Raw genomic sequence first — 26,791 nt, forward strand, 5'->3', positions numbered from 1 at the left:
AAGACAGTCGCCGCACCCCTCGCGCCCGTCGGACGACGCCGTTGACGTACGTCGTCTCCCGGTATCGTCAGGGATCATGACGCTGCGCGGACGGGACGCCGAGCTCAAGGAGCTGACCGAGCTGGTGGACGGCCCGGCAGGACGCGTCGGCGTCCTCATCCGGGGCGAGGCGGGCATCGGGAAGTCCGCGCTGGCCGCCGCGGCGGCCGCGGCGGCGTCGGTCGCGGGGACGCGGGTGCTGCGGACGACCGGCGCCGTGGCCGAACAAGACCTCGCGTACGCCGGGCTGCACCAGCTTCTGCACCCCATTCGCGCAGGTGTGGCCGGGTTGCCCGGGCCGCAACGGACGGCGCTGGAGACCGCGCTCGGGCTCGCGGACGGACCGGAACCCAGCGCTTACCTGGTCGGGCTCGCCGCGCTGACGCTGCTGGCCGACAGCGCCGCCGCGAAACCGGTGCTGGTTGTCGCCGAGGACGTCCACTGGCTCGATCGCGCCAGCGCGGACGTCCTGGCTTTCCTCGCCCGGCGGATCGAGACCGAACCGGTCGCCCTGCTCGCGACGCTCCGGGACGGCTCCGGTCCGCTGCTGGACGCCGGGCTCTCCCTGATGCCGCTCGATCGCCTTCCCGACGACGCCGCCGCGGAGCTGCTGGACTCGGTCGCGCCCCGGCTCGACCCGATGGTCCGTACCCGGCTGCTCGCCGAGTCCGCGGGCCATCCGCTCGCGCTGACCGAGCTTCCGGCGGCGGTGGCTGACCTCGACGTGCTCGATCCGGTCCTGCCGCTGACCGAACGGCTTGCGCGGACCTTCGCCTCCCGGGTCGCGACGCTGCCGGAACCCACCCGTGCCGCGCTGCTGGTCGCGGCGCTCAACGAGACCGGGTCGATCGCCGAAACCCTTGCCGCGACGGGGGTCCTGCTCGGCGCACCGGTCGAACCCGAGATGCTGAGCCCCGCTGTCGACGCTCGGCTGGTCGAGTTCGCGGTCGGTTGCCTCACCTTCCGGCATCCGCTGATGCGGTCGGCCATCCCCGCCGCGGCGACGCTCAGCGACCGCCGGCGGGCGCAGCTCGCGCTGGCCGAGACGGTCCGCGAACAGCCGGATCGGCGCGCCTGGCACCAAGCGCGGGCAGCCGCCGGTCCGGACGAAACCGTGGCCGCGGCCTTGGAATCGGCCGCCGGCCGAGCGAGGCGGCGAGGCGGGGCGGACGCGGCGATCGCGGCTCTGGAGCAGGCCGCGCAGCTCAGCGAAGACCCGGACGCGCGAGCGGATCGGTGGCTGCGAGCCGCCGAATTGGCAGTCGTGTCCGGTCGCCGCGAGACCGCCGAACGGCTGGTGCGCGAAGCCAGGAACGGGCCGCTTTCCGCGCGCCGGAGGGCCACCGCGAGCCAGTTGCTCAGCGGTTTCGAGGACGGCGTCCGCGAGGATCCCGCCCGGATCGGGGAGCTGGCGGCACTCGCCGAATCCGTCGCCGCCGACGGGCAGGACGACGCCGCGATGCGAATCCTGTGGGGCGCGGCGATGCGGTGCTTCTGGGCCGAACCCGGCGCGACGGCCCGCCGGACGCTCCTGGACGTCGCTGACGAGCTGCCCATTCCGGACGACGACCCGCGCCTGATCGCGGTCGCCGCGTACGTCGCGCCGTTCGAGCGAGGCGCCGCAGTGCTGGAACAGCTTCGGGTGCTCGTGGGCGCGACCGGGGCGGATCCGGAAACCGACCGGTACCTGGGCAGTGCGTCCTTGCAGGTAGGCGCTTTCGACCTGGCTGCCCGCTTCTCGACGGCCGCGGTGCCGGGCTTGCGGGCGCAGGGCAGGCTCGGGTTGTTGCCGCGGGCGTTGGCCGTCCAGGCGTGGAGCCGGGTCCGGCTTGGCGACCTGGCCGGGGCCGCGCCGTCCGCCGCGGAGGCCGTTCGGCTCGCGCGGGAGACCGGGCAGCCGTTCATGGGCGGGCTGGCGCTGGCGGTCCAGGCCGAGATCGCCGCGCTTCGCGGTGAGCACAAGCAGGCCACCGCCCTCGCCGACGAGGCCGAACGCGCCGGGCTCGCCGCCGGAGCGCGTCCGGTGCTGGCCACCGTCCAGCTCGCCCGCGGGCTCGTGGCGTTGAGCGAAGGCCGGTACGAGGACGCGTTCGCCGACCTGCGCCGGTTGCTCGACCCCGCCGATCCGGCTTACCAGCTGGCCCTGCGCGCGTACTGCGTCGCGGAGCTGACCGACGCCGCCGTCCGGGCGGGGCAAGCGGACGCGATGCGGGAAATCCTGGCTGAGCTGGAGCGGCTGGGCGCCGCGACTCCGGCGCCGGCGTTGCACATCGGACTCCGGTACGCGCGGGCCGTGCTAGCTGCCAAGAAAACCGCCGAAGACCTGTTCGCGGAGGCTTTGCGGGCGGACCTGAGCGGTTGGCCTGCCGAACGCGGCCGGGTCCACCTGGCCTTCGGCGAGTGGTTGCGCAGGCAGCGCCGCGTCGTGGAATCGCGGGCGCACCTGCGTACCGCACGGGAGACTTTCGACGCGCTCGGCCTGACGGCGTGGGCCGAGCGGGCGCGGCGCGAGTTGCGCAGCGCGGGGGAGTCGAGCCCGAACCGGAGCCCAGACGCCCGCGACAAGCTGACGCCGCACGAGCTGAGCATCGCGCAGCTGGCCGCCGAAGGGCTGACGAACCGCGAGATCGGGCAGCGGCTCTATCTTTCGCACCGGACCGTCGGGACCCATCTGCACCGGATTTTCCCGAAGCTCGGCGTGAGCTCCCGCGCTGAACTGGCCGACGCGGTGAAGACACTCGGCGGCTGACTTACCTCGGTTGCGTCATCCGACGGGCGCGGGCGGCGGCCGGGCTGCTTAGCGTCGAGGCCGTCCCACGGTCTTGCCCCAGGAGTTCAGATGATCAGCAGGAGACGATTCACCCAGGTGTTCGCGGCCGGGGTGGCGGCGACCTCGCTCGCCGCCTGCTCCTCGCCGCCCGCGGCCCCCGATTTACGGGCGGGTTCGGGCGAGCACACCTCGCTGGGCACGATCAAGCACGCCGACGCCGGTGTCGTGAGCATGGCGTACGCCGAATTCGGCCCGGCGGACGGCAAGCCGGTGATCCTCCTGCACGGCTGGCCGTATGACGCCCACAGCTACGCCGATGTCGCGCCCTTGCTTGCCGCGCAAGGGTTCCGGGTGCTCGTCCCGTTCCTGCGCGGGTTCGGTCCGACGGTGTTCAAGTCCGCCGAGACGGTTCGCAACGGGCAGCAGACGGCCATCGCACTCGACGTCGTCGCGCTGATGGACACGGTGAAAATCGGCAAAGCGATCCTCGGCGGATACGACTGGGGTTCCCGGACGGCCGCGGTGATCGCGGCGCTGTGGCCCGAGCGGTGCCAGGCGGTCGTCCCGGTCAGCGGGTACATCGTCGCCGACCTCAAGACGAACCTCCAGCCGCTGCCCCCGGCCGCCGAACTGGGCTGGTGGTACCAGTACTACTTCGCGACCGAGCGCGGCCGCGCGGGTTACGCGGCGAACCGGCACGACTTCGCCAAGCTGATCTGGAAGACCGCTTCGCCGACCTGGCATTTCGACGACGCGACCTACAACCGCAGCGCCGCGGCGTTCGACAACCCGGACCACGTCGCGATCGTCATCCACAACTACCGCTGGCGGCTCAGTCTCGCCCCCGGCGAACCGCAGTACGAGGCGCACGAACAGAAACTCGCCGCGGGCGCGACCATCGGCGTCCCGGCGATCACGCTGGCCAGCGACTTCGACGGTGCGGCCAAGGACGGCAGGGGCTACCGCGCCAGGTTCACCGGAAAGTACGAGCACCGAATCCTCGACGGCATCGGGCACAACGTGCCGCAGGAGGCGCCGCGGCCGTTCGTGCGGGCGATCGCGGACGCGGCCAAGCTCTGAGGATTCATCGAGGTTTGATCGAAAGCGAATACGGTGCGCACGCCTCTCGCCGGGAACCCGGCGACCGCCGAGCTGAGGAGTGCGATGAGACGCAAAGCTTTCGGAGCCGTCGCGGTGGCCGTGGCGGCCGCCTTGACCGGCCTGGCCGGCCCGGCTTCGGCGGAGACCCCCGCCGAAATCCTCCAAGCGGGAGCCCAGGCCGGCGTCAGCGCGGGATACCCCGGCGTGATCGGACTCGTCCGGAACGGCGAAAGCACGCAGTACATCCACGCCGGGTACGGAAACCTCACCACCAAGACCCCGGCGGACCCGAAAGCGCAGTTCCGGATCGGCAGCGACACCAAGGCGTTCACCGCGGCGGTCCTGCTGCGATTGGAAGCCGAAGGCAGGCTCTCCCTCGACGACACCGTCGCCCGCTGGCTGCCCGGCGCGGTGAACGGCAACGGGAACGACGGAACCAAGATCACCGTCCGGCAGGTGCTGCACCAAACCTCCGGGCTGCCGGACTACGCGGGCGACTCGCGGTTCCTCGACTCCTACGTCGCGAACACCAATCCGCGCCAGGCGTGGCCGTCGCAGACGCTGGTGGACATCGCGACGTCGCATCCCTCCTTGAGCGCGCCGGGCGCGGCGTTCCACTACTCGAACACCAACTACGTCCTCGCCGGCATGGTGATCAAGGCGGTGACCGGGAACGAACCGGCCGCCGAGATCCAGCGGCGGGTCTTCGAGCCGCTCGGGCTGGGCAACACCTCGTTCCCGGCCGCCGACCCCGGCCTGAGCGGCAATCACCTGAACGGCTACTACATCTCGCTCGGCGTGTTCTACAACGACTTCACCGTCTCGAATGTGCAGGCGTTCGGCACCGCGGGCGCCATTGTGTCCACAGAGGACGATCTGGCGACGTTCGAACGCGCGCTGTTGAGCGGAAAGCTCCTGCCGCCGCAGCAGCAGACCGAGCTGAAGACGACGGTGCCGGCCGACACCGCGGGCAACCGGTACGGGCTGGGAATCGGCCTGTCGCCGACGGCCTGCGGACTGGCGTGGAATCACAGCGGCGGCGTGCTCGGGTACTACAACCTGTGGCTGACCAGCGACGACGGCAGCAAGCAGGTGCTGGTCGCGGCCAACGAGAACCATCTGGCCGGAGCGGCGACCCGAGGCCAGACCACGCTCGGCAACGCCGCGCTGAAGTCCTACTGCGCTTCCTAGCCCCTCCGCTGGTCGGTGAGGGCCACCCTCAGGGAATCAGATTCCCTCAGGGTGGCCCTCACCGACAGTCCGCCGGGAGCGGGTGAGTTCCGGTCAGCGGCACCTGTCCCGCGGGGATTCCCAGCACCAGGGGGCCGCCGCGGATTTTCTCCAGCTCACCTCGTGACAGCGGCCGGTCACGGATGGTTCACTATGTTAGGAAGTTTTCCTAATGAAGGCTGGAGGTCGCCCGGTCATGTCATCCTCCCGTAGGCGTTTCGCTGTGGTCGGCGCCGCTCTGGCGCTCGCCGTACCGCTCGCGGTCAACTCCGCGCACGCGGAAACCGCCGATGCCGCCGCCAAGTCCTATACGGCCGCGCAGGTGCTGGCCGGCGTCAAGAAGAACAGCACGGACGCGAACAAGGTCAATTCCAAACCGCACATCAACACCATGACGCGGGCCAAGAACGTCAACGTCTACCAGGTGGCGAAGGGCGTCTACGCCTACGGTTCCGGGCTGGCCGTCGACACCGACGGCAGCGACCCCGACCCCGATCCCGACCACCAGGGTTCGACGACTTTCAAGGACAGCAACGGAAAGTCGCTCGGCGCGCACCATGTGCCGTTCTACGTCCTCGGCGACGACTGCTACGACAAGAAGAGCCCTTGCCCGCATTTCTTCTACAAGGAACACGGCATCAAGGGCCGTCAGTTCGCGCTGATGTTCTACAAGAGCAAGGTGATCGGCGCGATCTTCGGCGACACGCAGACCGCGAACGACCAGGACACTTCGGACAACGACTCGCGAGAATTGGGCGAGGCGTCGGTGAAGGCGGCTTCGCTGCTCGGCATGAACAGCAGCGGCACTGACGGCGGCGTCGACAACGGCGTGACGGTGGTGATCTTCTCCGGTTCGGACTGGGTCGTGAACGGCACCAACTCCAACCTGAACGAGACTGCCCAGGGCATGGTCACCAAGGCGCTGGACAGCCTCGGCGCGAGCATGGGCATCTGATTTCGGCGCTGCGGAAGGTCCGTGAAGGGCACCTTGCGGGAATCAGATTCCCGCAAGGTGCCCTTCACGGACATCGGCCCGGCCTCAGCGCGTCCGCCGTTCGACGTGTTCCTTCAGTGTGTCCAGGTATTGCCGCGTTTCCCGGTCCGGCAGAGGCGGCAGCGTGAACGTCACGCGGTCCACTCCGGATTCGGCGTAGGCGGCGAGATCGGAGTCGAAGGCCGCTCCGCAGAGGGTGGTGCGGACATCGGCGCGGCCCTGATCGGCCAGCCAGGACGCTACCCGGCGCAGTTCCCCGACCGGGGTTTTCGCGCGGGGCATCCATTCGTCGCCGTAGCGGACGAGCCGGTCGAGCGCGGCCGGGCTTTCGCCGCCGATCGCGATGGGCGGATGCGGGCGTCGCACGGGTTTCGGCCAGGAGAAGACCGGGTCGAAGTCGACGTGCTCGCCGTGGAATTCGGCCTCGTCAGTGGTCCAGATCGCCTTGAGCGCGGCGATTTTCTCGTTCAGCAGCGGACCGCGGCGGCGCGGTTCGACGCCGTGGTCGCGCATTTCCTCCCGGTTCCAGCCGACTCCGACCCCGAAAAGGACTCGGCCGCCGGACAGGACGTCGAGCGTCGCGACTTCCTTGGCGGTCTGGAACACGTCGCGCTGGGCCAGCAAAGCGACGGCGGTGCCGAGGGTGAGCGTGGTCGTTGCCGCGGAAGCGATGGCGAGGGCGACGAACGGGTCGCAGGTGCGGTAGTACTCGCGCGGCAGTTCGCCGCCGCCGGACCAGGGCGTCTCCCGCTTGACCGGGATGTGCGAGTGCTCGGTGACGAGAAGCGTTTCGAAACCGCGCTCCTCCAGCGCACGGCCCAGCGCGTCCGGGCGGACGCTCTCGTCCGTCACGAAAGTGTTGACGCCGAACTTCATGCGTCCTCCTGCGGATAAGCGAGCGCGGGCCGTAATTTCTCGATCAGAGCGCCGACCGCGAGCACCGTCGAGTCCGCGTACCGGGGCCCGGCGATCTGGATGCCCGCCGGAAGACCGCGCGAGGTGAGTCCGATCGGGACGCTCAGCGCGGGTTGCCGCGACATGTTGAACGGGTAGGTGAAGGGAGTCCACTGCGGCCAGTCGGTCAGCCCGCTGCCCGGCGGCACGTCATGGCCCGCGGCGAAGGGTTCGATCGGCATGGTCGGCGTGATCAGGACGTCGAACCGGGTGTGGAATTCACCCATGGCGACGCCGAGTGCGGCGAGTGCGCTTTGCGCGTCGAGATAGTCGGCCGTCGAGTGCCGAGCGCCTCGTTCGATCAACCTTTGCAGACCTGGATCGAGCGGTGCCGTGCCGCCGTAGCGGCGGACGATGTGTGCGACGCCGACGGACCACAGCACGTCGAACGCGCTTGCCGGGTCCGGGAAATCGGGATCGACCTCCTCGATGTGCAAGCCCGTTCCGGCTAACGCGGCGACGGTGCCGGCGACGAGGGCCGCGATCTCCGGCTGCACGGTCACGCGGCCCAGCGCTGGCGAGAACGCGATTCGGACGGGATCGACTGGATCGCCGATCGCCGGCGTCCAGGAGGGATCGCGGTGGTCCCGGGCAGCCAGGAGATCGGTCAGCGCGGCGACGTCGGCGACCGAGCGGGCCATCGGTCCGGCGTGCGCCAGGGTGCCCAGGACGCTGGGCGGGTGCATCGGGATGCGCCCGTGCGTCGGCTTGAAGCCCACCACCCCGCAGAAGGCGGCCGGGATGCGGACCGAACCGGCCGCATCGGTGGCGACGGACACCGCGCCCATTCCGGCCCGGACGGCCACGCCGCTGCCGCCGCTCGACCCGCCCGCGGTCAGCGTCGGATCCCACGGGTTGCGGGTGATGCCGTCGATGAGATTGTCGGTGACGCCTTTCCAGCCGAGTTCGGAAGTCGTGGTCTTGCCGAGCAGGACCAGACCGTTCGTGCGGAGCGTTGCCGCGGCAGGGCTGTCAGCGTCCCATGGCTGCGCCGGATCGGTGCGACGCGAACCGCGCAGCGTGGGGAGGCCACGGGCCGGGAAGAGGTCCTTGATCGACGCGGGAACGCCGTCGAGCGGCCCTAGCGCGCGACCGTCGGCCCAGCGTTGTTCACTCAACACAGCTTGGTTGAGCGCGCCTTCGCGGTCGACGTAGGCGAAGGCGCGGAGGTCGTCGTGGGCGTCGATCGCCTGTAGCGCCGCCTTTGTCGCGTCTACCGGCGAGAGGTCGCCGGACGCGTAAGCGGCAGCGAGTTGTTCAGCCGTCCACTGGCTGAGATCCGAGGTCATCGGGCCTCCGGACGGGAAAGCGGTTCGGTGACGCGGCCGTACAACTCGGGCCTGCGGTCGCGGAAGATCGTCAGATACCGGCGCTGCGCTTTGAGATTCGCACCCAGCAGCACCGCTCGGACAGCGTCCTCTCGGTCGTCGTCCGAGCGCGCCAGGACATCGCCGCTCGGGCCCGCGACCGCGCTTCGACCGTAGAAGCGCTGTTCGTCGTCGGTGCCAGTTCGGTTGCAGCCCAAGAAGAAAACGGCGTTCTCCATCGCCCTCGTCGCGCACCGCGAGACGATGCTGTCCGACGGAACCTTCCCCGGCTGCACCGCCGAGGCCCACAGCGACACGACAATCTCCGCGCCCGCGAGGGTCTGCACCCGGGCCATTTCGGGAAACCGGACGTCGTAGCAAACGTTGAGCGCGAGCGTGCCGAGCGCAGTGGGGAACACGGAGATCACGTCACCGGGAACGTAGTATTCCTTCTCGTCACGGCACGGGTGCACCTTGTGCTGCACGCCGGTCACATCGCCGGACGGGTCGATCAGCACGGCACTGTTGTAGAGCACCTCTGGTATGTGCGGATGCCGTTGTGACATGCCAACCACGACGTGTGCACCACTCCGGCGGGCGGCTTCGCCCAGCGCCTCCGTCGTCGGGCCGGGCACCAGCTCCGACGCTGCGTAGAGGTGCTCGGCATAGGCGTCGTCGCGCGCGGAGCGGATGTAGCCGGTGGTGCTCAGTTCCGGGAAGACGACCAGCTCGGCTCCGTGCTCTGCTGCCTCGCGCTCGACGAACTCTGCCATCCTTTTGACGTTGCCAGGGCAGTCCAGCACCGTGGAACTGAACTGCACCAGCGAAACGCGTACCTCGTCCTTCATCGGTGGTTCTCCGGGTGCACGTCGCGCGCGAACTGAGGATTGCCCGCCAGCAGTCCGCCGTCGACGGGCAGCAGGCTGCCGGTGATGAACGAAGCTTCGTCCGAAGCCAGGAACAGCGCCGCGGACGCGATGTCGTCGGGCATGCCGACCTGGCCGAGCGGGTACCAGGTCGCGAGGCGGTCGAGCAGGTCCGGGTCGATTTTCTCCCGGTCCTTCCAGACGTCGGTGCGGAAGGTGCCGGGCACCAGCGCGTTCGCCCGGATCCCGAAGGGCGCGAACTCGACGGCCAGGTTGCGGGTCAGCGCTTCCACCCCGGCTTTCGCGGCGCTGTATCCGGCCGCACCGACGTGGGTGTGCGCGTTCACCGACGAGACGCTGACGATCACCCCGCGCCGCTGGTCGATCATCGTCGGGAGTACCTGTTGGGAGCAGCGGAAGGCACCCGTCAGCACGACGTCGAGGTCGCGGTTCCAGTCCTCGACGCGAGTGTCCAGAATGGATGCCGGATGGGAAGTGAAGGCGTTGTTGACCAGGACGTCGATGCGGCCATAGGCGAATCTGGTGGCTTCGGCCATGGACCGGACGTCCTCGTCGCTGCGGACGTCGGTCCGGACGGCCAGCGCTCGCCCGCCCTGTTCTTCCACCTCGGCGGCGGCCCGGCAGGCAGCCGCCTCGTCGCGGTCGGCCACCACCACGGCGGCGCCCTCGGCGGCGAAGCGGCGAACCAACGTCCGGCCCAGCCCGGAGCCACCGCCGCCGGTCACGATCACCACACGCTCTGCGAAACGCATTTCACCAACCCGTCAAGGTCCTTCGAGCAACGACATGCGGTCAGGGGAGTAGCGCTCGCCGGCGATCTGGTCGGCGGGCACCGCGTGTTCGATCGCCGCCACGTCGGCGGCGGACAGCGAGATCTCAACGGCCGCGACGTTCTCCTCCAGCCTGCTCCGTTTCTTCGTCCCCGGGATCGGCACGACGTCGCCGCCGTGGCTGTGTACCCACGCGAGCGCGAGCTGACCGGCCGTAACGCCCCGCTCCTCGGCGAGTTTTTCCAGCGCCCGCACGAACTCCAGGTTGCGTTCCAGATTCCCCTCGGCGAAGCGCGGCTGCGACGTCCGCCGGAAGTCGTCCTTCTCGAAGTCCCCGGCCGACCGGTAGCGTCCGGTGAGAATGCCGCGGCCCAGCGGCGAGTACGGCACGATCCCGATGCCCAGTTCCCGGCAGACCGGCACGACCTCGTCCTCGATCGTGCGCGACCACAGCGACCATTCGGTCTGCACCGAGGTGATCGGGTGCACGGCGTGCGCCCGGCGGATCGTCTCCGCGGACGCCTCCGAAAGCCCGATGTGCCGCACCTTCCCGGCCGCGACCAGCTCCGCCAGCGCTCCGGCCGTCTCCTCGATCTCGACCGCCGGATCGACCCGGTGCTGCTGGTAGAGGTCGATGTGGTCGACGCCGAGCCGGCGCAGGGACGCGTCGCACGCCTGCCGGACGTAGTCCGCGTCGCCGCGCACCGAGCGGGCCATCGAGTCGTCCTCGGCGCGGACGACGCCGAACTTGGTGGCCAGCACGACCTCGTCGCGGCGGCCGGCGATCGCCCGTCCGACCAGTTCCTCGTTGGCGCCGTAGCCGTACATGTCGGAGGTGTCCAGGAGCGTCACGCCGAGGTCGAGTGCGCGGTGCACGGTCGCGATCGACTCGGTTTCGTCGCCGCTGCCGTAGAAATCGCTCATTCCCATACAGCCGAGCCCTTGGGCGCCGACGTCGAGCTTGCCCAGATGCCGGGTGGGCATCGCCATGCTGTTTCTCCTTTGCTCAGACGGCCGGGTCGCGGGCGGGTTCGCCCGCCGCCACCGGTTCGTTGATGTCTTTCAGATGGGTTTCCGGCATCAGCAGTACCGCGCCGAACGTGATCGCGCAGACGACCGCCATGTAAATGGCCACCGGCACCGAGGACCCGGTCGCCGCGTACAGCGACGTGGCGATCAGCGGGGCGAACGCGCCGCCGATGACCGCGCCCAGCTGCACGCCCAGCGAGACGCCGGAATACCGGAGCCCGGTGGAGAACGCTTCGGCGAAGAAAGCGCCCTGCGGCCCGTACATCGTGGTGTGCAGCAGACCGAGGCCGACGATGAACGCGACGAGGATCAGGAAGGTCGACTTCGTGTTCAGCAGCGGCCAGAAGGCGAACGAAAAGGCGCAGAGCGATCCCGAACCCGCCAGCAGCATGGTGCGCCTGCCGATGCGGTCCGAGAGGGCGCCGGACACCGGGAGCAAGACCAGTTGAACGCCGGCCGCGACGAGCACGGCGAGCAGGACGGTGTCCTTCGACAGCCCCAAAATCGCGGAGTTCGTGCTGTAGGAAACCGCGAACGTCATGAACAGGTAGTAGGTCACGTTGATGCCGATGTAGGCGGCCGCGACCAACGCGATTTGCTTGTAGTGCACGCGAACCGCGCGCAGCACGGGGGAGCGTCCGGCGTCCGGCTTCTTGACCTGCTTGAGCCGGCGGAACGCGTCGGTGTCCTCAAGGCGCAGCTGCAGGTGGATGGCCAGCCAGACCAGCATTGCGCTCGCGAGGAACGGAACGCGCCAGCCCCATGCCTCGAACGCGGCGGGCGAGGTGAACCGGATAGCCGCGATGAACGCGAGATTGCCGAGAATGATGCCGCCCGGACCGCCCGCTTGGGCGAAGCTGGAGAAGAAGCCGCGTTTCCGGGGCGGCGCGCTTTCCATCGCGAGCAGCACGACGCCGCCGAGCTGTCCGCCGACCGCGATGCCTTGCAGGAAACGCAGCAGCACCAGCAGAATCGGCGCGGCGACCCCGATCACCGAATGCGTCGGCAGCAAGCCGATGAGGGTCGAGGCGAGCCCCATTCCGGCGAGCGCGCCGATCAGCGCCGTCTTGCGGCCGCGCACGTCGCCGATGTGGCCGAAGAGCACGCCGCCGAGCGGCCGGGCGATGAAACCGACCGCGAACGTCGCGAAGCTGAGCAGTGCGCTGGTCAGCGCGGTCTGCTCGGGGAAGAAGAGCTGGGGGAAGACCAGCGCCGCCGCGGTGCCGTAGATGAAGAAGTCGTAGTTCTCGATGCTCGAAGCCGAGAGTGCGGTCACCGCGACCTTGGCCAGCCTCGTTTCGGGTCGTGCCTGTGTGGGTTCCTGCGCCGGCGCCATTGCCCGCTCCTTCCGCCACCTTCGACGGCCGTTGGGAAACGTTTCATACAATGAAACGTGCGAACCACTACGTGATATGGATTGTCTACTCGCCCTGGTCACGCAGGTCAAGAGGGGTCTTGCCGCGGTCCGCGGTCCGATGCCACAGATCTAGGCGGCGCTGCGGGTGCGGTTCGAGCTGATCGCGGGCGTTGGCGAGGCAAGCGGGATGTGCTGTCCGGCATGCGGCCCCTGACGGACGCGAGCAAGCGTCACGAGGGCGGAACGCGTCAGGTCGCCTCGCGGAAGGCCGCCACGATCTCCTCCATCGACGCGCCGGGCCCGAAATGCCGGTGGACGCCCGCCGCCATCATGCGGTCGATCTCGGCGGGCNGTCGATGCCGCCGGCGAGCACCGGGGCCTCGGAGCCCTCCCGGCGCAGCCCCTCGACGGTCAGCGAAGCGAAGTGGCCCAGCCCGCCGCTGAGGCAGCTGAGCCCGACCGCGTCGGCGTCCTCCTGGACCGCGACCTGCACGATTGTCGCCGTGGCCACGCGTTTGCCCAGGTAGACGACCTCGAACCCGGCGTCGGCGAGGTGTTTGCCGATGAGCCGGACGCCGACGTCGTGGCCGTCGAGCCCGAGTTTCGCCAGCACGACGCGCTTCATCTCTCGAACCCTTCCCGGGTAGCGCCGACGATCTCGGCGGAGGTGGCGCCCGCCCGCAATGCCTCGATGCTGGACGGGACAAGGTTCTCGGTGCCCGCGGCCGCGGTCTCGACCGCCTTGAGCGCCCGGTCGACCAGCGCGGTGTCTCGGCGGCGTTTGTGCGCGGTGATCCGCTCGACGGCCTCTCGCTCGACTTTCGCGAAGTCGATCTCGCCCGAACTCTTGCCCGCGAACCACTCGGCGCGCGCCGTGGCATCGAATACGCCGTGGCCGACCATGAGCCGCTCGCCGGTCCTCAACTGTTCCTGACGGGCACCTCGGTTTTCGTCGATCCGCGCAGCGATATAGCCGTTCTCGATGGCTTCGAGCGGCCCACCGGCCTCGGTGAGCCGGTCGAGTTCGAGCCGGATCTTGCGCATCACCCGCTCGTCCACGTCGCGTAGTTTGGCGCTGCCCGCGAGCGGGTCGATCGTCGTCAACGTGCCGTGTTCGTACGCGACGACCTGCATCGTGCGCACGGCGAGCGCGGCGGCGTCGGCCGACGGGATGCGCAACGCCTCGTCGTAACCGGTCGCGCAGAGGTAATCGACGCCGCCGAGCATGGAACCGAGGACGCTGAGTGTCACGCGCGGGATGTTGACCAGCGGTTCGTCGGCGGATTCCAGCCCGTGCGCGTAACCCATGAGCTTCGCGACCGGCTGCTCGGCGACCGGAATGCCGTAGCGGTCGCGCAGTATCTCGCTCCACAGGATCCGCGCCGTGCGGAAAACCGAAGCCTCCACGAACAAATCGCTGCGCTCGTTGAGGAAGAACATCAGCTTCCCGGCGACGTCCGCGGGTTCGTAGCCGCGGCCGGCCAGCTCGTCCAGGTATGCGATGGCGTTGCCGAACGCGAAAGCCACCGCCAGCAGCGGGCCCGCGCCCGCGACGTCGTAATGGTTGGAGCAGACGGTCAGCGCCGCGCCCGGCATGTCCTCGTCGATGGCGAACGCGACGCAGTCGGCGGCGATCCGCAGCGCCTGCGCGGGCGAGTGGATCTCGGTGCCGCGTGCGGTGAATTCCTTGAGCGGATCGTTCTGCATCACCAGTTTCACGTGCCGCGCGTCCCGATCGGACAGAACACTGTGGACCATCCCGAGCGCGACGTGCCCGAGCGAGTTCTGCAGCATCCCGACGCTGTCGGCGGCCGTGAGGTCGAGCCGGGAGCAGATCGTGGCGAAGTCGTCGAGCGTCGCGCACGACACCCCGGCGCGGCCGACCTGAGCGTGCGACAGTTCGTGGTCGGGGTCGAAACCGAGCTGCGAGGGCAGGTCCGCGGCCAGCAGGAACGACTCCGCGCCCACCTCCTGGAGCACGGCGAGCCGTTCCGCGGTCATCGCGGGCGGGCCGAGCCCGGAGTAGACCATGAAACGCGGCCGGAACGGCCCTGGCTCGGCGATCCGGCTGTCGCTCCACGCCTTCAGCGCGGGTTCGGCCCTGGTCGGCTCGTAGCGCGCGCGGACCGGGACCCGGCCGTCGTTCGCCGTGGTGCTGTCGTCGCCGTCGTGGGGCACTGGACCTCCGTCTCGTTCAGTCCACCTCGGATGCTCCGGACACCGTCGCCGAGATCCGGGCCGCGACTTCGCGCACGTTCCGTTCGATCTCGGCGATTTTCGCCTTGCCGAGACGGCCTTCCGGTCCGATGACGCTCAGTGCCGCGAGCGCGAAGCCGTTCGCGTCCGTGATCGGCGCGGTGACGCCGACCGCGCCGACCGCCCGTTCGCCGTGGCTGTGCGCGACGCCCTCGGCCGCGATGCGCGTCAGCTGGGTGCGCAGGGTTTCGAGGTCGGTGATCGTGTTCGGCGTCGTGGGGTTGAGCGGAAGGTCCTTGAGCAGACGCTCGCGCTCGGACTCGGGCATGAACGCGAGCAGCGTCTTGCCCGCCGAACCGGTGTGGATGCCCTCGGACACGCCGACGCCCGCGATGTAGCGGATGAGGTGCGGGCTGGGGAGTTCCTTGACGCAGATGCGGGAGCGGCCGGCGCGCACGTGCACCGCGACGGTCTCCTCGGTCACGTCGCGCAGCTGTTCCAGCGCGTCGGTGGCCTCGAAGATGAAGCCCGCGTTGCCGTTCGAGATCGAGGACATCAGGTGGAAGCAGCCGGGGCCGAGCCCGTAGTGCCCGCTGGTCTGGTCCTGGACGACCATTCCCTTGGCGCGCAACGTGCTCAGCAGCCGGTAGGTCGTCGGCTTCGACAGCGAGACGACCTCGGCGACGTCACCGAGGGTCAGCGGGCTGTGCCCGAGCGCGAAGAGGATGTCGACCGCCCGGCTGACCGCGCGGACCGTGGAGCCGTCAGGGGTTTCAGTCACTGGCCACCTCTGCGTTCTCCTCGACTGAGGTCACCGTATCAACCAGCGAAACGCTCGGGCTCGAACCAGTAGCGCGGCGTCTCGCCGATCCGGACGCGCACCGCCATCCCCGCCTCGGGCTCGGCCCCCTCCGTCCGGACCTGGCCGAACACCATCGGCCCGCCGTCGTCGAGAGCGATCTGGCCGAGCGTGTACGGTGCGGGCAGCCCCGGCCGCGGGACGTGCACAGTCGTGTAGGTGAGCAACACGCCCGTCGCCGCGAAGGTGTGCTCGGCAGGTGCGGCTAGGCCGCATTTAGGACAGACAGCGCGTGCCGGGAACGATGTCGCGTCGCATTGTCCGCAACGGCTGCCGACGAGCGCGTGCCCGTTGTCGCGCGGCCGTTCTCCGGTCGCCGGAACCTGCAAGGCGGCGTTCAGTCCCATGGATCGGTCCTCTCCAGCAGATGCACGCAGGAGACGGCTGATTCGCCCTCCAGCCAGCCGCCGTTGTTATGGGCCAGGCCGATGCGCGGCTGCTGGGTCTGCCGTCCGGTGGCCTCGCCGCGCAACTGCCAGGTCAGCTCGGCGACCTGCGCCAACCCGGTGGCCCCCACCGCGTGCCCGCGCGAGGACAGGCCGCCGCTGGGATTGACCGGACGGGAGCCATCGATCTGGGTCGCGCCGCTGTCGAGCAGCGCCCCCGCGTCGCCCGGATTGCAGAAGCCGAGCTGTTCGTACGCGATGAGCTCGGCGGGCGCCATCGCGTCGTGCACCTCGGCGACGTTGACGTCCTCAGGCCCGAACCCCGCCTCTTCGTACGCCGCCGCCGCGCACAGTTCGGTCAGCGACGGCTCGCTCCCAGTGGTCGTATACCCGGTCGCCGCCTGCGCGGCTCTGATCCGGACAGCCGGCCTTTCGCTTGCTGGCACCGCACCACGCCGCGCCAGCACGACCGCCGCCGCACCGTCGCAGATGGAACTGCACATCAACAACGTCAACGGATCCGCGATCGGCCGCGACCCCAGCACCTCCTCCGGACTGACGGATTTCCGGTGCTGCGCATACGGATTGCGCTCGCCATTGGCGTGACTCTTCACCGAAACAGCAACCAAATCGTCCACCGTCAGCCTGCCCGCGGCGATGAGCCTGCGCAGCCGCATCCCGTAGACCGCCGTGAATTGCAACCCGATGCCGGACACCACGTCGAGGTCGCCCGCCGATTCCAACGCCGCGAGCGTCCGGGACCGGTCCGCCACGAACATTTTCTCCACGCCCGCGACCAGCACGACCTCCGCTGATCCGGCGCGTATCGCGAGAATGGCCTGACGTAACGCAGTCGACCCGCTCGCGCAAGCGTTCTCGACGTTCGTCACCGGCACCCGCTCGATCCCGATCTCTCGCATCACGGACTGACCGCGGATCATCTCCTGCCCCTGTAACAATCCCGCCATCGCGTTGGCCGCGTAAACCGCGTCGATGTCGCGTACCGCAAGCCCCGCGTCCACCAACGCGGACACACAGGCGACGCGGTTGAGATCCTTCAACGAGGAACTGGCATAGCGCCCGAAGGGATGCATCCCGACGCCGAGGATGTCGATGTTCATTCGAGCCCTCCGAGCAGCTTGTCCCGGAGTTCGGCCCGGTCGACCTTTCCGTACGGCGTGCGCGGAATGGCGTCCCAGATCTCCAGCCGCCGCGGCGTGCGAATCCCCAGCCGGGGCCGGACGAACTCGATCAACTCCTGGCTGGAGGCGGCCCGTGCGTCGCGCAACCGCACCACCGCCGTGACCGCGTCGCCCCACCGCGGGTCCGGCAGCCCCAGCACCACCGCCTCGCTCACCGCGGCGTGCGCCGACAATGCGTTCTCCACCTCACGAGGCGCGATGTTGTACCCGCCGGAATTGATCATTTCGTCGTTGCGTCCCTGTAGATGAACAAACCCGCGCTCATCGGCCCGGGCAAGATCCTTGGTGCGCAGCCACCCGTCGACCAGCACCGCCGCCGTCGCCTCGGGTTTGCGGTGATACCCGGTCATCACGTGCGATCCCCGAACGTAAACTTCCCCGATCTCCCCAGCCCGCGCCACCCGGCCGTCCTCGGTGCGCACCTCGACGGCCACCGACCGCCACGGTCTGCCCGCGGACTGCCTGGCCCGCGCGTCAAGATGGTCGGATTTGCCCAGGCAGGTGATCGTCATCGGCGCCTCGGACTGCCCGTAGTCCTGCACCAACGTCGGCCCGAACCGGTCGAGCGCGCGCTCCAGGACGGGCAACGCCACGCTGGAAGCGCCGTAGACGATCGTCTCGAACCCCCACTCGCCGCGCGCCGCGTCCAGCAATGGTTCGAGCATCGCCGGAACCGCTTTGAGCGTCCGGAAATGCCCCTCGCGGGAGCGCTGCCACACCTCGTCGGGATCGAACTTCGGCATGACATGCACGCCCGCGCCACTGATCAAATACGGCAACACGAAATACCCCGACGCGTGCGAAACGGCCTGGGTGAGCAGAATCATTTCCCCCTCGCGAACCGGTGCCAGCTCCAGCAGCAAGTTCAACGCCACCTCGCGCAACGCCCGGTGCGACAACACGACTCCCTTGGGCCGTCCAGTTGTCCCGGAGGTGTAGGAAATCCAGGCCGCCCCTTCCGGGTCACCGCCGCGCAACACCGGCTCGTTCTGTGCTTTCGCGATAAGATCCTCGAACGAGTGCTCAAAACCGGCGTCTTCCTCGAACGGAATCACCGCGATTCCGAACTCCTCGGCCAACGCGTGCGCCGCGGCCGCGAACCTCGGTGCGAAGAAGAGCGCTCTGAGCTCCGCATCCTCGGCGACGTAACGGAAATCCTCCAGATGCAGCCTCGCATTGAGCGCTACCCGAACCCGCCGCCCGAGTGCGAGAGCACAGTCGGTCTCGACGAATTCCGTGCGGTTGTCGGACAGGATCCCGACACTCGCGCCTTCCGGGATGCCGAGCGCGTCCATGGCATTGGCCAGCCGCTCCGCGCGATCGAGAAGCTCGCCGAACGTGCGCGCCGTAGGCCCGTCGTCGACCGCGGTGAGGCCCCGGTGCGCGGCCCCGGCCCGGCGGAGCAGGTAGGCGGTGTCGAGAACCATCCGAGCGGCCTCCCTCGCTGAAGGGTGTTTCATCTAGCGACAAGAACGTATTGTCTGGTGAAACGCCCTGTCAAGAGGGTGCCGCCGAGGATGTCCGCTTCCATGCTCTCCGGCTCGGCTGTCGTCGAAGATTGCGTCGTTTGCCGGTCTCCGGAGAAGATGCCTTATGACGACCACGACCACCGTCATCGTCGACCAGGACGGCGGTATCGACGATGCGCTTGCCCTCGTCCTCCTTGCCCGTGCTCCTGGCGTCGAGATCGTCGGCGTGGGTTCAGTGCACGGCAACGTGACCGCGACGGCCGCGGCCGACAACGGCTTGCGAGTGCTCGAGATCGCGGGTGATCATTCGACGCCGGTCGCGGTAGGGGCGTCGGAGCCGCTCGCCCGTCCTCTGCATCTCGCCCATCCTGAAGATCTCCTCCGCACAGCGGCGGGGTCGCCGAAGCGGAAGCCCGTCGGGGAGGAAACCGCCGCTGGGCAGCTAGTGCGTCTTGCCAGGGAAAACCCCGGGCGGGTCGATCTCCTGACTCTGGGCCCGCTCACCAATGTCGCGCTCGCGCTGGACGCCGAACCCGAGTTGCCCCGGCTGGTCCGACGCATGGTGTCGATGGCCGGCGCGTTCGAGGTGAAGGGCAACATCAGCGACTGCGCGGAAAGCAACGTGTGGCACGATCCCGAAGCGGCTGCCCGGGTCGTAGCGGCCGGGTTCGACCTGGCAGTGGTTCCCCTCGACCTGACCCGCAAGGCCACCGTCACCCGGCTGTGGCTCGAACATCTCGCCGCCGATCAAGACCGGCTGTGGGGCGGATGGCAGCGATGCTCCTTGCCATGCCAGGGAAGTTGCCGGCTTTCCCGCTGCATGATCCCGTGGCCGCCGCGATCCTGCTCGACCAGGAGATCGCCACGTTCCGCCGCGCGTCGGTCGCGGTCGAGCTCGGGGAGCGGCGGCGTGGCCAGACCCGGACTGCCGAGGCGGCGCACGAGGCGGCGGCAGCTGTCGCCGTCGTCGCTGATACCAGCGCCCTGCTTGACCAGTTAATGCACGCTTTGCTGCCTGGCCGTGCTTGATCCGGTGCCAGGGGAGTGTCTCGTGGAAATTTCTCGCCGAATTCCGCCTACTCGCCTCATGGGCGAGAGCGTACCCATGCTGAAGCCTTGACTTCCCTTTCGGCGGACGATTTGCGTGGTATTGCGCGACGTCGCCGGGAACGCCGAATTCGTCGCCGCTGAGTTCGATCGAGGTTCCCTCCGGGGGACTCCGTGACTTGCGCCGGGCGATGGTGGAGCACCCCTCGCTGGCAGGCAGCCAGGCCGCGCGGACGCTGGCCCGGGGCGTGGGTCTGGAGATCCCCTAGGAGTAGCGCGGCGTTCCGGCCGTAGCACGCTTGCCTCAACGACAGGGATGGCGAGGAAGCTCGACCAGTCCCGCCGGAACGCCCCGTTGGCAACCAGGGCGCTGCGGGAACTGTGCGACTTGATCACGCGAAGCGGATGAGTCGTGCGGCGAAGCAGCCGTTTGTGTCGCGGAACAATATTCTTTGGTGCTCCCCACAATCGCCCGACAATTGCGCTGGAAAACCCGCTGACGAAGATCGTTTCGTCTTGACGGGCCTTTCTCCCTCCAGTACACCAGACCTCGAACTCGCCTGGTCCGGAGGCGTTCGGGCAGGAGAAGAAATCCCAGAAAGGAACGCGTCGTGGCGAAAGCGGTGGGCATCGACCTGGGGACGACCAATTCGGTCATCGCGGTGCTGGAGGGCGGCCAGCCCGAGGTGATCGCCAACGCGGACGGGGCTCGGACGACCCCGTCGGTGGTCGCGTACACCGATCTGGCCGCGCGGCTGCGACACGGGCGCTTGCCGGAACTGGAGCGTCGCCTGGAAGGCGGGGAAGAACTGCTCGCCACGCGGCAGGCGGGCACCCGGTTGCTCCGCGAGGTCGTGACGGAGGAGGAGATCGCGGCGGTCGTGTCGCGGTGGACCGGCATTCCGGTCAGCCGGCTGCACGAGGGCGAGCGGGAGAAGCTGCTGCGCCTGGACGAGTTGCTGCACGAGCGCGTGATCGGGCAGGACGAGGCGGTGCAGCTGGTCGCGGACGCGATCATCCGGGCGCGGTCGCGGATCAAGGACCCGCGCCGTCCGATCGGGTCATTCCTGTTCCTGGGCCCGACCGGGGTCGGCAAGACCGAACTGGCGAAGGCGCTCGCCGCGGACCTGTTCGACACCGAGGACAACATCGTCCGGATCGACATGAGCGAGTACCAGGAACGGCACACGGTTTCGCGGCTCGTGGGCGCGCCGCCCGGGTATGTCGGCTACGACGAGGGCGGCCAGCTCACCGAGGCCGTGCGGCGGAAGCCGTATTCGGTGGTGCTGTTCGACGAGATCGAGAAGGCGCACGCGGACGTGTTCAACACGCTGCTGCAGGTGCTCGACGACGGACGGCTGACCGACTCGCGGGGCCGCACGGTCGACTTCCGCAACACCGTGATCATCATGACCTCGAACATCGGCGCGACCTTCCTGCTCGACGGGGTGAACGCCGAAGGAGAGATCACCGAGTCCGCGCGCGAGGAGGTGATGGGCGCGCTGCGCGGGCACTTCCGGCCGGAGTTCCTCAACCGGATCGACGACATCGTGCTGTTCAAGCCGTTGACGCTGCCGGAGATCGAACGGGTCGTCGAACTGATGCTGGGCGACCTGCGCAAGCGGCTCGCCGAGCAGAACATGACGCTGGAGGTGTCCGGCAAAGCGCTGCGTTTCATCGCGGAACAGGGTTTCGACCCGGTCTACGGCGCCCGGCCGCTGCGCCGGTTCCTCGCCCGCGAGGTCGAGACCCGGATCGGGCGCGCGCTGCTCGGCGGCGAGGCGCACGACAACACCGTCGTCGACGTCAGCCTCGACGACGGTGTGCTCTCCGTGACGTGCTGGGACCGCGAGGCGGCGGCGTGATCCGATGACCACTGGCGAGCTCGTCGCGTGGGTCCGGCAACGGCTGCCGCGACTGATCGACGACATCTGCGCGGCGGTGTGCGAGCGGATCGACCTCTACCGGGACGAGAAGATCGTGCCGCGCGCGGACCTGCACCGCTCGATCGCGGTCAACGTGCGGTTCCTCGTCGACGCGCTCGGCGGGACCGAAGACCCGGACCAGGGCGCACCGCGGGAGACCGGCAGCAGGCGCGCGCACCAGGGCGCGCCGCTGCCGGAGGTGCTGCAGGTGTACCGGATCGGCACCGCGATGGTGTGGGACCTGCTGGCCGCCCACGCCCGCGAGACCGGCGACACCGACGTGCTGATCGACGCGGCCGGTCTGCTCTGGCAGGTCACCGACGAACACGCGGTGCGCGTGACCGAGGCTTATCGGACAGCGAGCGCGGAGCTGCTCGTTGCCCAGCAACGGCGTCGCTCCGCGCTGGCCGAAGCCCTGTTCACCGGCCAGCGTCTCGCCGAAGCCGGGCCGTGGGAAGCCGGGCGGCTGCTCGGCCTGCCTCCCGAGGGCAAACTCGCCGTCGTCGCGGCCGAGACGCGCGGGCTGGCCGAGGAGAGCCTGGCCGGCATCGAAGGGCGGCTTGGGCAGCTCGGCATCGTGTCGGCGTGGCAGCTCACTCCGGTCTTGCAGGCCGGGCTGGTCTCGTTGCGCGACGAGCAATACCGCGCGGTGCTCACCGTGCTCACTGAGGTGGCGTTGACCCGCACCGGGGTCAGCCCGCTGTACACGTCGCTCGCCGACACCCCGCGCGCGCTGCACCTGGCGCGGACCGCGCTGGCCGGTGCCTCGCCCGAACGCGTCGAGGTCCGCGCATTCGATCCCAGCCCGCTGGCCGCGCTCGTCGCCCACGACCCCGACGAAGGCCGGCGGCTCGGCGACCAGGTCTTCGGCCCGGTTCTGGATCTGCCCGCCGACGAACGCGATGTGCTCTTGGAGACTCTCGAAGCCTATTTCTCCGGCGGCGGCTCCTCCGAACGCGCCGGACAGACCTTGCACTGCCACGCCAACACCGTCCGCTACCGGCTGCGGCGGATCCGGGAGCTCACCGACCGGTCACTGACCGACCCTCGCGACCTGGCGGAGCTGGTCACCGCGATGCAAGCACTGCGCGTCGACACTCAAGCCCACTCTCAACGGAATTGACCATGGACCAGATCACCGCGAAAACCCTCGGCACCCCGGCCGGCGGGCTCTTCGGCAACCCGTGGCCGCCGGACTTCCCGGCCGCCGGACAACGCGTCGCGATCTTCGCCTACGAAGTCACCGGGGTCGACGGCACCGGCCACAACATCCGTACCTACCACGTCGGCCCGGCCGAAACCGCCGCGCAAGGGCCGATCGGATCGAGCCGCGACGAGCCGCAAGGCGGCACCGTGGCCTGGCGCGGCTGCGGCACCGGCACGGTCACCTCGGTGTCGGCTCCGCCGGGCCGCGAGCGCACCTGCGAGGTAGCCCCGGACGAGGCGAGCCTGCTTTGACCACCCCGCAACCGGTTCTCGCCCCGCTGAGCGAAAGCGCGGTCTTCCTGACGCTGACGATCAATCCCGGCGGAGAGGCCGCCGTCGGTGACCTGGTGCCCGACCTCGCCGGGACGGCTCGCTCGGTGGCGTTCCCGCTGCCGGACGAACGCCTCACCTGGGTGACCGGCTTCGGTTCGCCAGCATGGGACCGGCTTTTCACTGGACCGCACCCCACCGGACTGCACCCCTTCCAGGAACTGACGGGTTCACGGCATCACGCGCCCGCCACCCCCGGCGACGTGTTCCTGCACATCTGGGCGACGCGGCACTACTCGTGCTTCGAACTGGCCCGGCGCGTGGTGAACCGGCTCGGCGACGCGGTCTCGGTGTATCACGCCACCACCGGGTTCCGGTACTTCGACCGGCGGGATCTGCTCGGCTACGTCGACGGCACGGAAAACCCCGCCGACGCCGCCGCGGCCCGCGCGGCGCTGATCAGCGACGGCCCGTTCGAGGGCGGGTCGTTCCTGATCGTGCAGAAATACCTCCACGACCTGGCCAAGTGGACGGCGATGCCGGTCGAGGAACGCGACCGGTCCCTCGGCAGGCACCTGGCCGACGACGTCGAAGACCCGGACGCGCGGAAGGCGCCGGATTCGCACGTCGCACGCACCACCATCGAGGACCCGGACGGCACCGAGCACAAGATCCTGCGCGACAACATGCCCTTCGGCTCCATCGACCGCGGCGAATACGGCACATACTTCTGCGGTTACGCGGCCGATCCGGCGGTGACCGGGAAAATGCTGGCACGGATGTTCGTCGCGGACCCGCCGGACCGCCTCCTCGACGTGTCGACCGCGGTCACCGGCAGCCTGTTCTTCGTGCCCACGGCCGATTTCCTCGACAGTCCGCCGGTGCGGCAGGACTGAGCCGATGGCGGACTGGAACGCCGGCGCCCTGGTGATTTTCGGGATCACCGGGGATCTCGCGGCGAAAATGACCCTTCCCGCGCTACCGGTTGGAGCAGCGCGGCGAACTGCGCTGTCCGGTCATCGGCGCCGCCACCGCGCAGCTGTCGCGGGCCGAGTTCACCGGACTGGCCCGCCGCTGCGTGGAGAAGGCCGTCGACGGCTTCGACGACGCGGTGTTCGCCCGGCTGGCCCGGCGGTTGTCCTACCTCCTACCTCAGCGGCGGAGCCACCGATCCCGGGCTGTACCAGGGACTCGCCGAACGCCTGACCGCCAGGCCGCTGTACTACCTGGCGCTGCCACCCTCGCTGTTCGCCACCGTCGTCGACCACCTGACCGCGGCGCCCGCGTGGCGCTGGAAAAACCGTTCGGCAGCGATCTGGCCTCAGCGCGGGAACTGCGCCGACGCCTGAACGAGGTCCTCGACGAGCGGCAGGTGTTCCTGGTCGACCATTCCTCGGCAAGGAACCGGTCACTGAGATCGAGTACCTGCGGTTCGCGAACCATGTGCTCGCCGAACTGTGGGACCGCGACAGCGTGGCCGCGATCCAGCTCACGATGGCCGAGAAACTGGACGTCGCCGGACGCGGACGGTTCTACGACCAGGTCGGGGCACTGCGCGACGTCGTGCAGAACCATCTGCCGCAACTGCTGGCGCTGGTGGCGATGGACGCGCTGGCGGACCTGCGCGCGAAGAAACTCGAGGTTTTCCGGGCGATCCCGGCGGTCGTGCCGGACGACTGCGTGCGCGGACAGTACGAGGGCTACCAGGGCGTGCACGGGGTGGCCGCCGGGTCGGACACCGAAACCTACGTGGCGCTCAAACCGGCGCTGGGCCGGGGTGCCGATCTTCCTGCGCGCGGGCAAATGCCTGCCCGCGAGCGCCACCCGAGGTCCGGCTGATCTTCAACCACACCCCGCGCCTGCGCTTCCTGCCCGACGCCGCACAGGTCGAGGCCAACCAGCTGGTCCTGCGGATCTCGCCGGACCCGGCGTCCCGGCTCTGGCTGTCTGGATTGGACAGTGCGCGGCAATGGCGTCCGGTGCGCCTGGACAGGACCTTCGAACGGGACCTTGGCACGCCGCGCTCGCCTTACGAACGCCTGCTGGCGGACGCCCTTGCCGGCGACGACCGGCTCTTCGCCTGGCAGGACGCGGTAGCGGAAAGCTGGCGAATTTTGCGGCCAGCACTGGCGTATCCCCGCCCGGCACGCTTGTCCGCTCCGGGAACCTGGGGACCGTCCGCCGCGGACGACCTGGTGGAGGAGAATCATGCGTGCCGTTCGACAGTACGAGCCGGGTCGTTTGGCCTGCGAGAAAGTCGCGACCCTGCACCCGGCCGCGGGGCAGCCCGGGATCGCGGTGCGGGCTTGCGCGGCGGAGCCCGTGCAGCCGCATACGCCGATCCCCGGACACGCGATGGCCGGATTCGCCCACCGGGTCGGAGAAGGAGTGCCGCGCCATTGGCGGGGCAGGCGAGTCGCCGTCTATTCAGGACAGGGCGGCGGCTATGCCGAACGAGCGGTCGAGACCGTGCATGAAATCCCCGGCACTCTGGAGTACCCCGCGGCCGCGATCATGATCGGGCCGGGACGCACCGCGATGGGGATCTTGGAGACGGCGCTGGTGCGCCCGCACGACGGGCTCCGGCAAGGGGAATCGGTTCGTTGCTGGCCCAAGCGGTCCGCAACGTCGGCGCGACTGCGATCGACGGCGCCGGACCCGGCGCGCCGAGGCCGACTGTGGTCTTGGACCGCCTCGACGACTCAGCTCTGGCAAACCTTCCCGGTGGCTTGCGGCACTTGGAGGACGCCGCACTCAGCGAGGCGGCGTTCCGCCGGATCGTCCCCGAAGTGAAGACCTTCTCCTTCGACGACCACGCCGCCGCGGAAGCCGAGCCGGGTTTCGCTGTGCTGGCCCCGTAGCCAGGCCGCGACGCACCCCGGGGCACTCGACATACCAGTCGGGAGGCGGAGAAGGCCGCAGGTCGGTCGGATCGCCCGGGCGCGCCACCCGCTGGATCTCCGGGCGGTCGTTGAGCGCGTCCTGCGCCTCGTTGACCCGCGCCGCGACCGCCGATTCGGGCGCGTCGCCGGACAGGTCGACCGCGGCGACAAGAAAAATCTTGTCCGCGCCCAGCCCATTCCCTGTGCGGGAAACTGACCCGCTCGATCGCCTCGTGCGCAAGCAGAACCCGCAATGCCCGGTTGCGGGCCAGCGGGGGTGACCCTCTCCCCGGTGGGGAAGTCCAGGGTGCGCGTAATGAGGAAGATCGCGACCGCGCCGAGCAGGAGCCCGGCCAGCATCGAGCCGAGCGCGTCCCAGCGGGCGTCGCCGGTCAGCTGGTGGGCCAGAATGCCCGACCCGGCGACCAGGAGGCCGACGAGCGCCGAAAGGTCCTCGGCGAACACCGCGCGCAGCACCGGATTCGAGGCGACGAGCACGGACCGCAACGGCCGGACGCGCCGCGCCGGGTCTGGCGCAGCGACACGCCCAGCACCGCGTAAGCCCAGGCGTACGAGGACGTTTCCTCCGGTGCGCGCAGCGACTGGATCCCGTGCCAGACCGGGACCGCCGCCCCGACGGCGAACAGCCCGGACGCCGCGAACATCGACCACACGTAGCCGCCCCGGCCGTAGCCGAGGGGAGGGGTCTGGTCCGGGCTCTTGCCCGCCTTGCGTTCGCCGACGAGCAGGAACACCCCGTTGCCGGTGTCCGCCCAGGAACGCGCCGTCTCGGCGAGCATCGCCGCCGAACCGGTGATCGCCGCCGCGATCAGCATGGTGGAACTCATCGCGACGAGGACGGTCGTCAGGCTCTCGCCCGCCTGGCTGGGCCGCTGTGCGGTCATGCTCGG

At 69.4% G+C, this 26,791-nt stretch carries 24 protein-coding genes and 3 pseudogenes; 14 read left to right on the forward strand and 13 right to left on the reverse strand.

The window, feature by feature from the left end; translation table 11 throughout:
• The first annotated feature begins 76 nt into the window (after positions 1-76).
• The 4 genes from A4R44_RS16555 (at position 77) to A4R44_RS16570 (ending at position 6,095) form a co-directional block, all read left to right on the forward strand.
• Positions 77-2,788: an AAA family ATPase gene (locus A4R44_RS16555; protein ID WP_067580967.1), complete on the forward strand. Its 2,712-nt coding sequence runs from the start codon at positions 77-79 to the stop codon at positions 2,786-2,788.
• Positions 2,789-2,878: 90 nt separating this feature from the next.
• Positions 2,879-3,889, forward strand: coding sequence for an alpha/beta fold hydrolase (locus tag A4R44_RS16560; protein WP_067580969.1), 1,011 nt, complete (start codon positions 2,879-2,881; stop codon positions 3,887-3,889).
• Between the two features lie 84 nt (positions 3,890-3,973).
• On the forward strand, positions 3,974-5,101 hold the full coding sequence (locus A4R44_RS16565) for a serine hydrolase (protein ID WP_067580972.1): 1,128 nt from the start codon (positions 3,974-3,976) through the stop codon (positions 5,099-5,101).
• A 235-nt stretch (positions 5,102-5,336) separates the two neighbouring features.
• Positions 5,337-6,095, forward strand: a complete 759-nt coding sequence (locus tag A4R44_RS16570; protein WP_202506016.1) for a glycoside hydrolase family 75 protein — start codon at positions 5,337-5,339, stop codon at positions 6,093-6,095.
• An 84-nt stretch (positions 6,096-6,179) separates the two neighbouring features.
• Here A4R44_RS16570 and A4R44_RS16575 read toward each other — a convergent pair whose 3' ends face one another.
• The 12 genes from A4R44_RS16575 to A4R44_RS16630 form a co-directional block, all read right to left on the reverse strand.
• The gene (locus A4R44_RS16575) at positions 6,180-7,010 is read right to left on the reverse strand and encodes an LLM class F420-dependent oxidoreductase (protein ID WP_067580976.1); all 831 of its coding nucleotides are present in this window, start codon (positions 7,008-7,010) and stop codon (positions 6,180-6,182) included.
• Positions 7,007-8,377, reverse strand: coding sequence for an amidase (locus A4R44_RS16580; RefSeq protein ID WP_067580978.1), 1,371 nt, complete (start codon positions 8,375-8,377; stop codon positions 7,007-7,009). The genes A4R44_RS16575 and A4R44_RS16580 overlap by 4 nt, the downstream gene beginning before the upstream one ends.
• Positions 8,374-9,243, reverse strand: coding sequence for a carbon-nitrogen hydrolase family protein (locus A4R44_RS16585; RefSeq protein WP_067580980.1), 870 nt, complete (start codon positions 9,241-9,243; stop codon positions 8,374-8,376). Before A4R44_RS16585 ends, A4R44_RS16580 begins: the two co-directional genes overlap by 4 nt.
• Positions 9,240-10,034, reverse strand: coding sequence for an SDR family NAD(P)-dependent oxidoreductase (locus A4R44_RS16590; protein ID WP_067580982.1), 795 nt, complete (start codon positions 10,032-10,034; stop codon positions 9,240-9,242). Before A4R44_RS16590 ends, A4R44_RS16585 begins: the two co-directional genes overlap by 4 nt.
• A 12-nt stretch (positions 10,035-10,046) precedes the next feature.
• A complete protein-coding gene (locus A4R44_RS16595) occupies positions 10,047-11,036 on the reverse strand; it encodes an aldo/keto reductase (protein WP_198545321.1) in 990 nt (329 codons plus the stop codon).
• A 22-nt stretch (positions 11,037-11,058) separates the two neighbouring features.
• Positions 11,059-12,417 carry an MFS transporter gene (locus A4R44_RS16600; RefSeq protein ID WP_067580986.1) on the reverse strand — a complete coding sequence of 453 codons (1,359 nt, stop codon included), beginning with the start codon at positions 12,415-12,417 and terminating at the stop codon, positions 11,059-11,061.
• Positions 12,418-12,766: 349 nt separating this feature from the next.
• The gene (locus A4R44_RS16605; RefSeq protein ID WP_095213376.1) at positions 12,767-13,063 is read right to left on the reverse strand and encodes a cobalamin B12-binding domain-containing protein; all 297 of its coding nucleotides are present in this window, start codon (positions 13,061-13,063) and stop codon (positions 12,767-12,769) included.
• Entirely contained in the window at positions 13,060-14,616 is a 1,557-nt protein-coding gene (locus tag A4R44_RS16610) for a methylmalonyl-CoA mutase family protein (protein WP_067580988.1), read from the reverse strand. Before A4R44_RS16610 ends, A4R44_RS16605 begins: the two co-directional genes overlap by 4 nt.
• Before the next feature lie 16 nt (positions 14,617-14,632).
• Positions 14,633-15,415, reverse strand: a complete 783-nt coding sequence (locus A4R44_RS16615) for an IclR family transcriptional regulator (protein ID WP_067580990.1) — start codon at positions 15,413-15,415, stop codon at positions 14,633-14,635.
• A 38-nt stretch (positions 15,416-15,453) separates the two neighbouring features.
• A complete protein-coding gene (locus tag A4R44_RS16620) occupies positions 15,454-15,840 on the reverse strand; it encodes a Zn-ribbon domain-containing OB-fold protein (protein WP_067580992.1) in 387 nt (128 codons plus the stop codon).
• A complete protein-coding gene (locus tag A4R44_RS16625; RefSeq protein ID WP_067580995.1) occupies positions 15,831-17,000 on the reverse strand; it encodes a thiolase family protein in 1,170 nt (389 codons plus the stop codon). Before A4R44_RS16625 ends, A4R44_RS16620 begins: the two co-directional genes overlap by 10 nt.
• Positions 16,997-18,508 (reverse strand): class I adenylate-forming enzyme family protein, encoded by a 1,512-nt coding sequence (locus A4R44_RS16630; protein ID WP_067580997.1) that lies wholly within the window; start codon positions 18,506-18,508, stop codon positions 16,997-16,999. The genes A4R44_RS16625 and A4R44_RS16630 overlap by 4 nt, the downstream gene beginning before the upstream one ends.
• A 166-nt stretch (positions 18,509-18,674) precedes the next feature.
• Here A4R44_RS16630 and A4R44_RS45705 point away from each other — a divergent pair, with 166 nt between their 5' ends.
• The 10 genes and pseudogenes from A4R44_RS45705 (at position 18,675) to A4R44_RS48995 (ending at position 25,859) form a co-directional block, all read left to right on the forward strand.
• Positions 18,675-19,550, forward strand: a complete 876-nt coding sequence (locus A4R44_RS45705) for a nucleoside hydrolase (RefSeq protein ID WP_095213378.1) — start codon at positions 18,675-18,677, stop codon at positions 19,548-19,550.
• A gap of 670 nt (positions 19,551-20,220) precedes the next feature.
• Positions 20,221-20,328, forward strand: a pseudogene (locus tag A4R44_RS52385) (Hsp70 family protein); the annotation flags it as partial.
• A gap of 15 nt (positions 20,329-20,343) precedes the next feature.
• Positions 20,344-21,462: pseudogene (locus tag A4R44_RS16645) on the forward strand (AAA family ATPase); the annotation flags it as partial.
• Between the two features lie 4 nt (positions 21,463-21,466).
• Positions 21,467-22,645, forward strand: coding sequence for a CdaR family transcriptional regulator (locus tag A4R44_RS16650; protein ID WP_067581004.1), 1,179 nt, complete (start codon positions 21,467-21,469; stop codon positions 22,643-22,645).
• Between the two features lie 2 nt (positions 22,646-22,647).
• Positions 22,648-22,980 (forward strand): hypothetical protein, encoded by a 333-nt coding sequence (locus tag A4R44_RS16655; protein WP_067581006.1) that lies wholly within the window; start codon positions 22,648-22,650, stop codon positions 22,978-22,980.
• Positions 22,977-23,894 (forward strand): Dyp-type peroxidase, encoded by a 918-nt coding sequence (locus A4R44_RS16660; protein WP_095213380.1) that lies wholly within the window; start codon positions 22,977-22,979, stop codon positions 23,892-23,894. Before A4R44_RS16655 ends, A4R44_RS16660 begins: the two co-directional genes overlap by 4 nt.
• Before the next feature lie 215 nt (positions 23,895-24,109).
• Positions 24,110-24,376: pseudogene (locus A4R44_RS52390) on the forward strand (glucose-6-phosphate dehydrogenase); the annotation flags it as partial.
• Positions 24,377-24,423: 47 nt separating this feature from the next.
• Complete coding sequence (locus A4R44_RS50345; protein ID WP_255366111.1) at positions 24,424-24,837, forward strand: hypothetical protein; 414 nt, start codon at positions 24,424-24,426, stop codon at positions 24,835-24,837.
• 29 nt (positions 24,838-24,866) lie between these two features.
• Positions 24,867-25,475, forward strand: a complete 609-nt coding sequence (locus A4R44_RS52395; protein WP_369805903.1) for a hypothetical protein — start codon at positions 24,867-24,869, stop codon at positions 25,473-25,475.
• Between the two features lie 126 nt (positions 25,476-25,601).
• Positions 25,602-25,859, forward strand: a complete 258-nt coding sequence (locus tag A4R44_RS48995; protein WP_067581011.1) for a hypothetical protein — start codon at positions 25,602-25,604, stop codon at positions 25,857-25,859.
• Between the two features lie 413 nt (positions 25,860-26,272).
• Here A4R44_RS48995 and A4R44_RS49000 read toward each other — a convergent pair whose 3' ends face one another.
• Positions 26,273-26,785 (reverse strand): cation diffusion facilitator family transporter, encoded by a 513-nt coding sequence (locus tag A4R44_RS49000; protein WP_067581013.1) that lies wholly within the window; start codon positions 26,783-26,785, stop codon positions 26,273-26,275.
• Positions 26,786-26,791 lie beyond the last annotated feature (6 nt).

Origin of the sequence: Amycolatopsis sp. M39 (assembly GCF_001651785.1) — a bacterium.
Lineage (GTDB): Bacteria > Actinomycetota > Actinomycetes > Mycobacteriales > Pseudonocardiaceae > Amycolatopsis > Amycolatopsis rubida.

Excerpts from the sequence above, each read along its gene's own strand:
- A4R44_RS16555 (WP_067580967.1), top strand. The coding sequence starts at position 77 with ATGACGCTGCGCGGACGGGACGCCGAGCTCAAGGAGCTGACCGAGCTG.
- A4R44_RS16560 (WP_067580969.1), top strand. The coding sequence starts at position 2,879 with ATGATCAGCAGGAGACGATTCACCCAGGTGTTCGCGGCCGGGGTGGCG.
- A4R44_RS16565 (WP_067580972.1), top strand. The coding sequence starts at position 3,974 with ATGAGACGCAAAGCTTTCGGAGCCGTCGCGGTGGCCGTGGCGGCCGCC.
- A4R44_RS16570 (WP_202506016.1), top strand. The coding sequence starts at position 5,337 with ATGTCATCCTCCCGTAGGCGTTTCGCTGTGGTCGGCGCCGCTCTGGCG.
- A4R44_RS16575 (WP_067580976.1), bottom strand. The coding sequence starts at position 7,010 with ATGAAGTTCGGCGTCAACACTTTCGTGACGGACGAGAGCGTCCGCCCG.
- A4R44_RS16580 (WP_067580978.1), bottom strand. The coding sequence starts at position 8,377 with ATGACCTCGGATCTCAGCCAGTGGACGGCTGAACAACTCGCTGCCGCT.
- A4R44_RS16585 (WP_067580980.1), bottom strand. The coding sequence starts at position 9,243 with ATGAAGGACGAGGTACGCGTTTCGCTGGTGCAGTTCAGTTCCACGGTG.
- A4R44_RS16590 (WP_067580982.1), bottom strand. The coding sequence starts at position 10,034 with ATGCGTTTCGCAGAGCGTGTGGTGATCGTGACCGGCGGCGGTGGCTCC.
- A4R44_RS16595 (WP_198545321.1), bottom strand. The coding sequence starts at position 11,036 with ATGCCCACCCGGCATCTGGGCAAGCTCGACGTCGGCGCCCAAGGGCTC.
- A4R44_RS16600 (WP_067580986.1), bottom strand. The coding sequence starts at position 12,417 with ATGGCGCCGGCGCAGGAACCCACACAGGCACGACCCGAAACGAGGCTG.
- A4R44_RS16620 (WP_067580992.1), bottom strand. The coding sequence starts at position 15,840 with ATGGGACTGAACGCCGCCTTGCAGGTTCCGGCGACCGGAGAACGGCCG.
- A4R44_RS16625 (WP_067580995.1), bottom strand. The coding sequence starts at position 17,000 with ATGAACATCGACATCCTCGGCGTCGGGATGCATCCCTTCGGGCGCTAT.
- A4R44_RS16630 (WP_067580997.1), bottom strand. The coding sequence starts at position 18,508 with ATGGTTCTCGACACCGCCTACCTGCTCCGCCGGGCCGGGGCCGCGCAC.
- A4R44_RS45705 (WP_095213378.1), top strand. The coding sequence starts at position 18,675 with ATGACGACCACGACCACCGTCATCGTCGACCAGGACGGCGGTATCGAC.
- A4R44_RS16650 (WP_067581004.1), top strand. The coding sequence starts at position 21,467 with ATGACCACTGGCGAGCTCGTCGCGTGGGTCCGGCAACGGCTGCCGCGA.
- A4R44_RS16655 (WP_067581006.1), top strand. The coding sequence starts at position 22,648 with ATGGACCAGATCACCGCGAAAACCCTCGGCACCCCGGCCGGCGGGCTC.
- A4R44_RS49000 (WP_067581013.1), bottom strand. The coding sequence starts at position 26,785 with ATGACCGCACAGCGGCCCAGCCAGGCGGGCGAGAGCCTGACGACCGTC.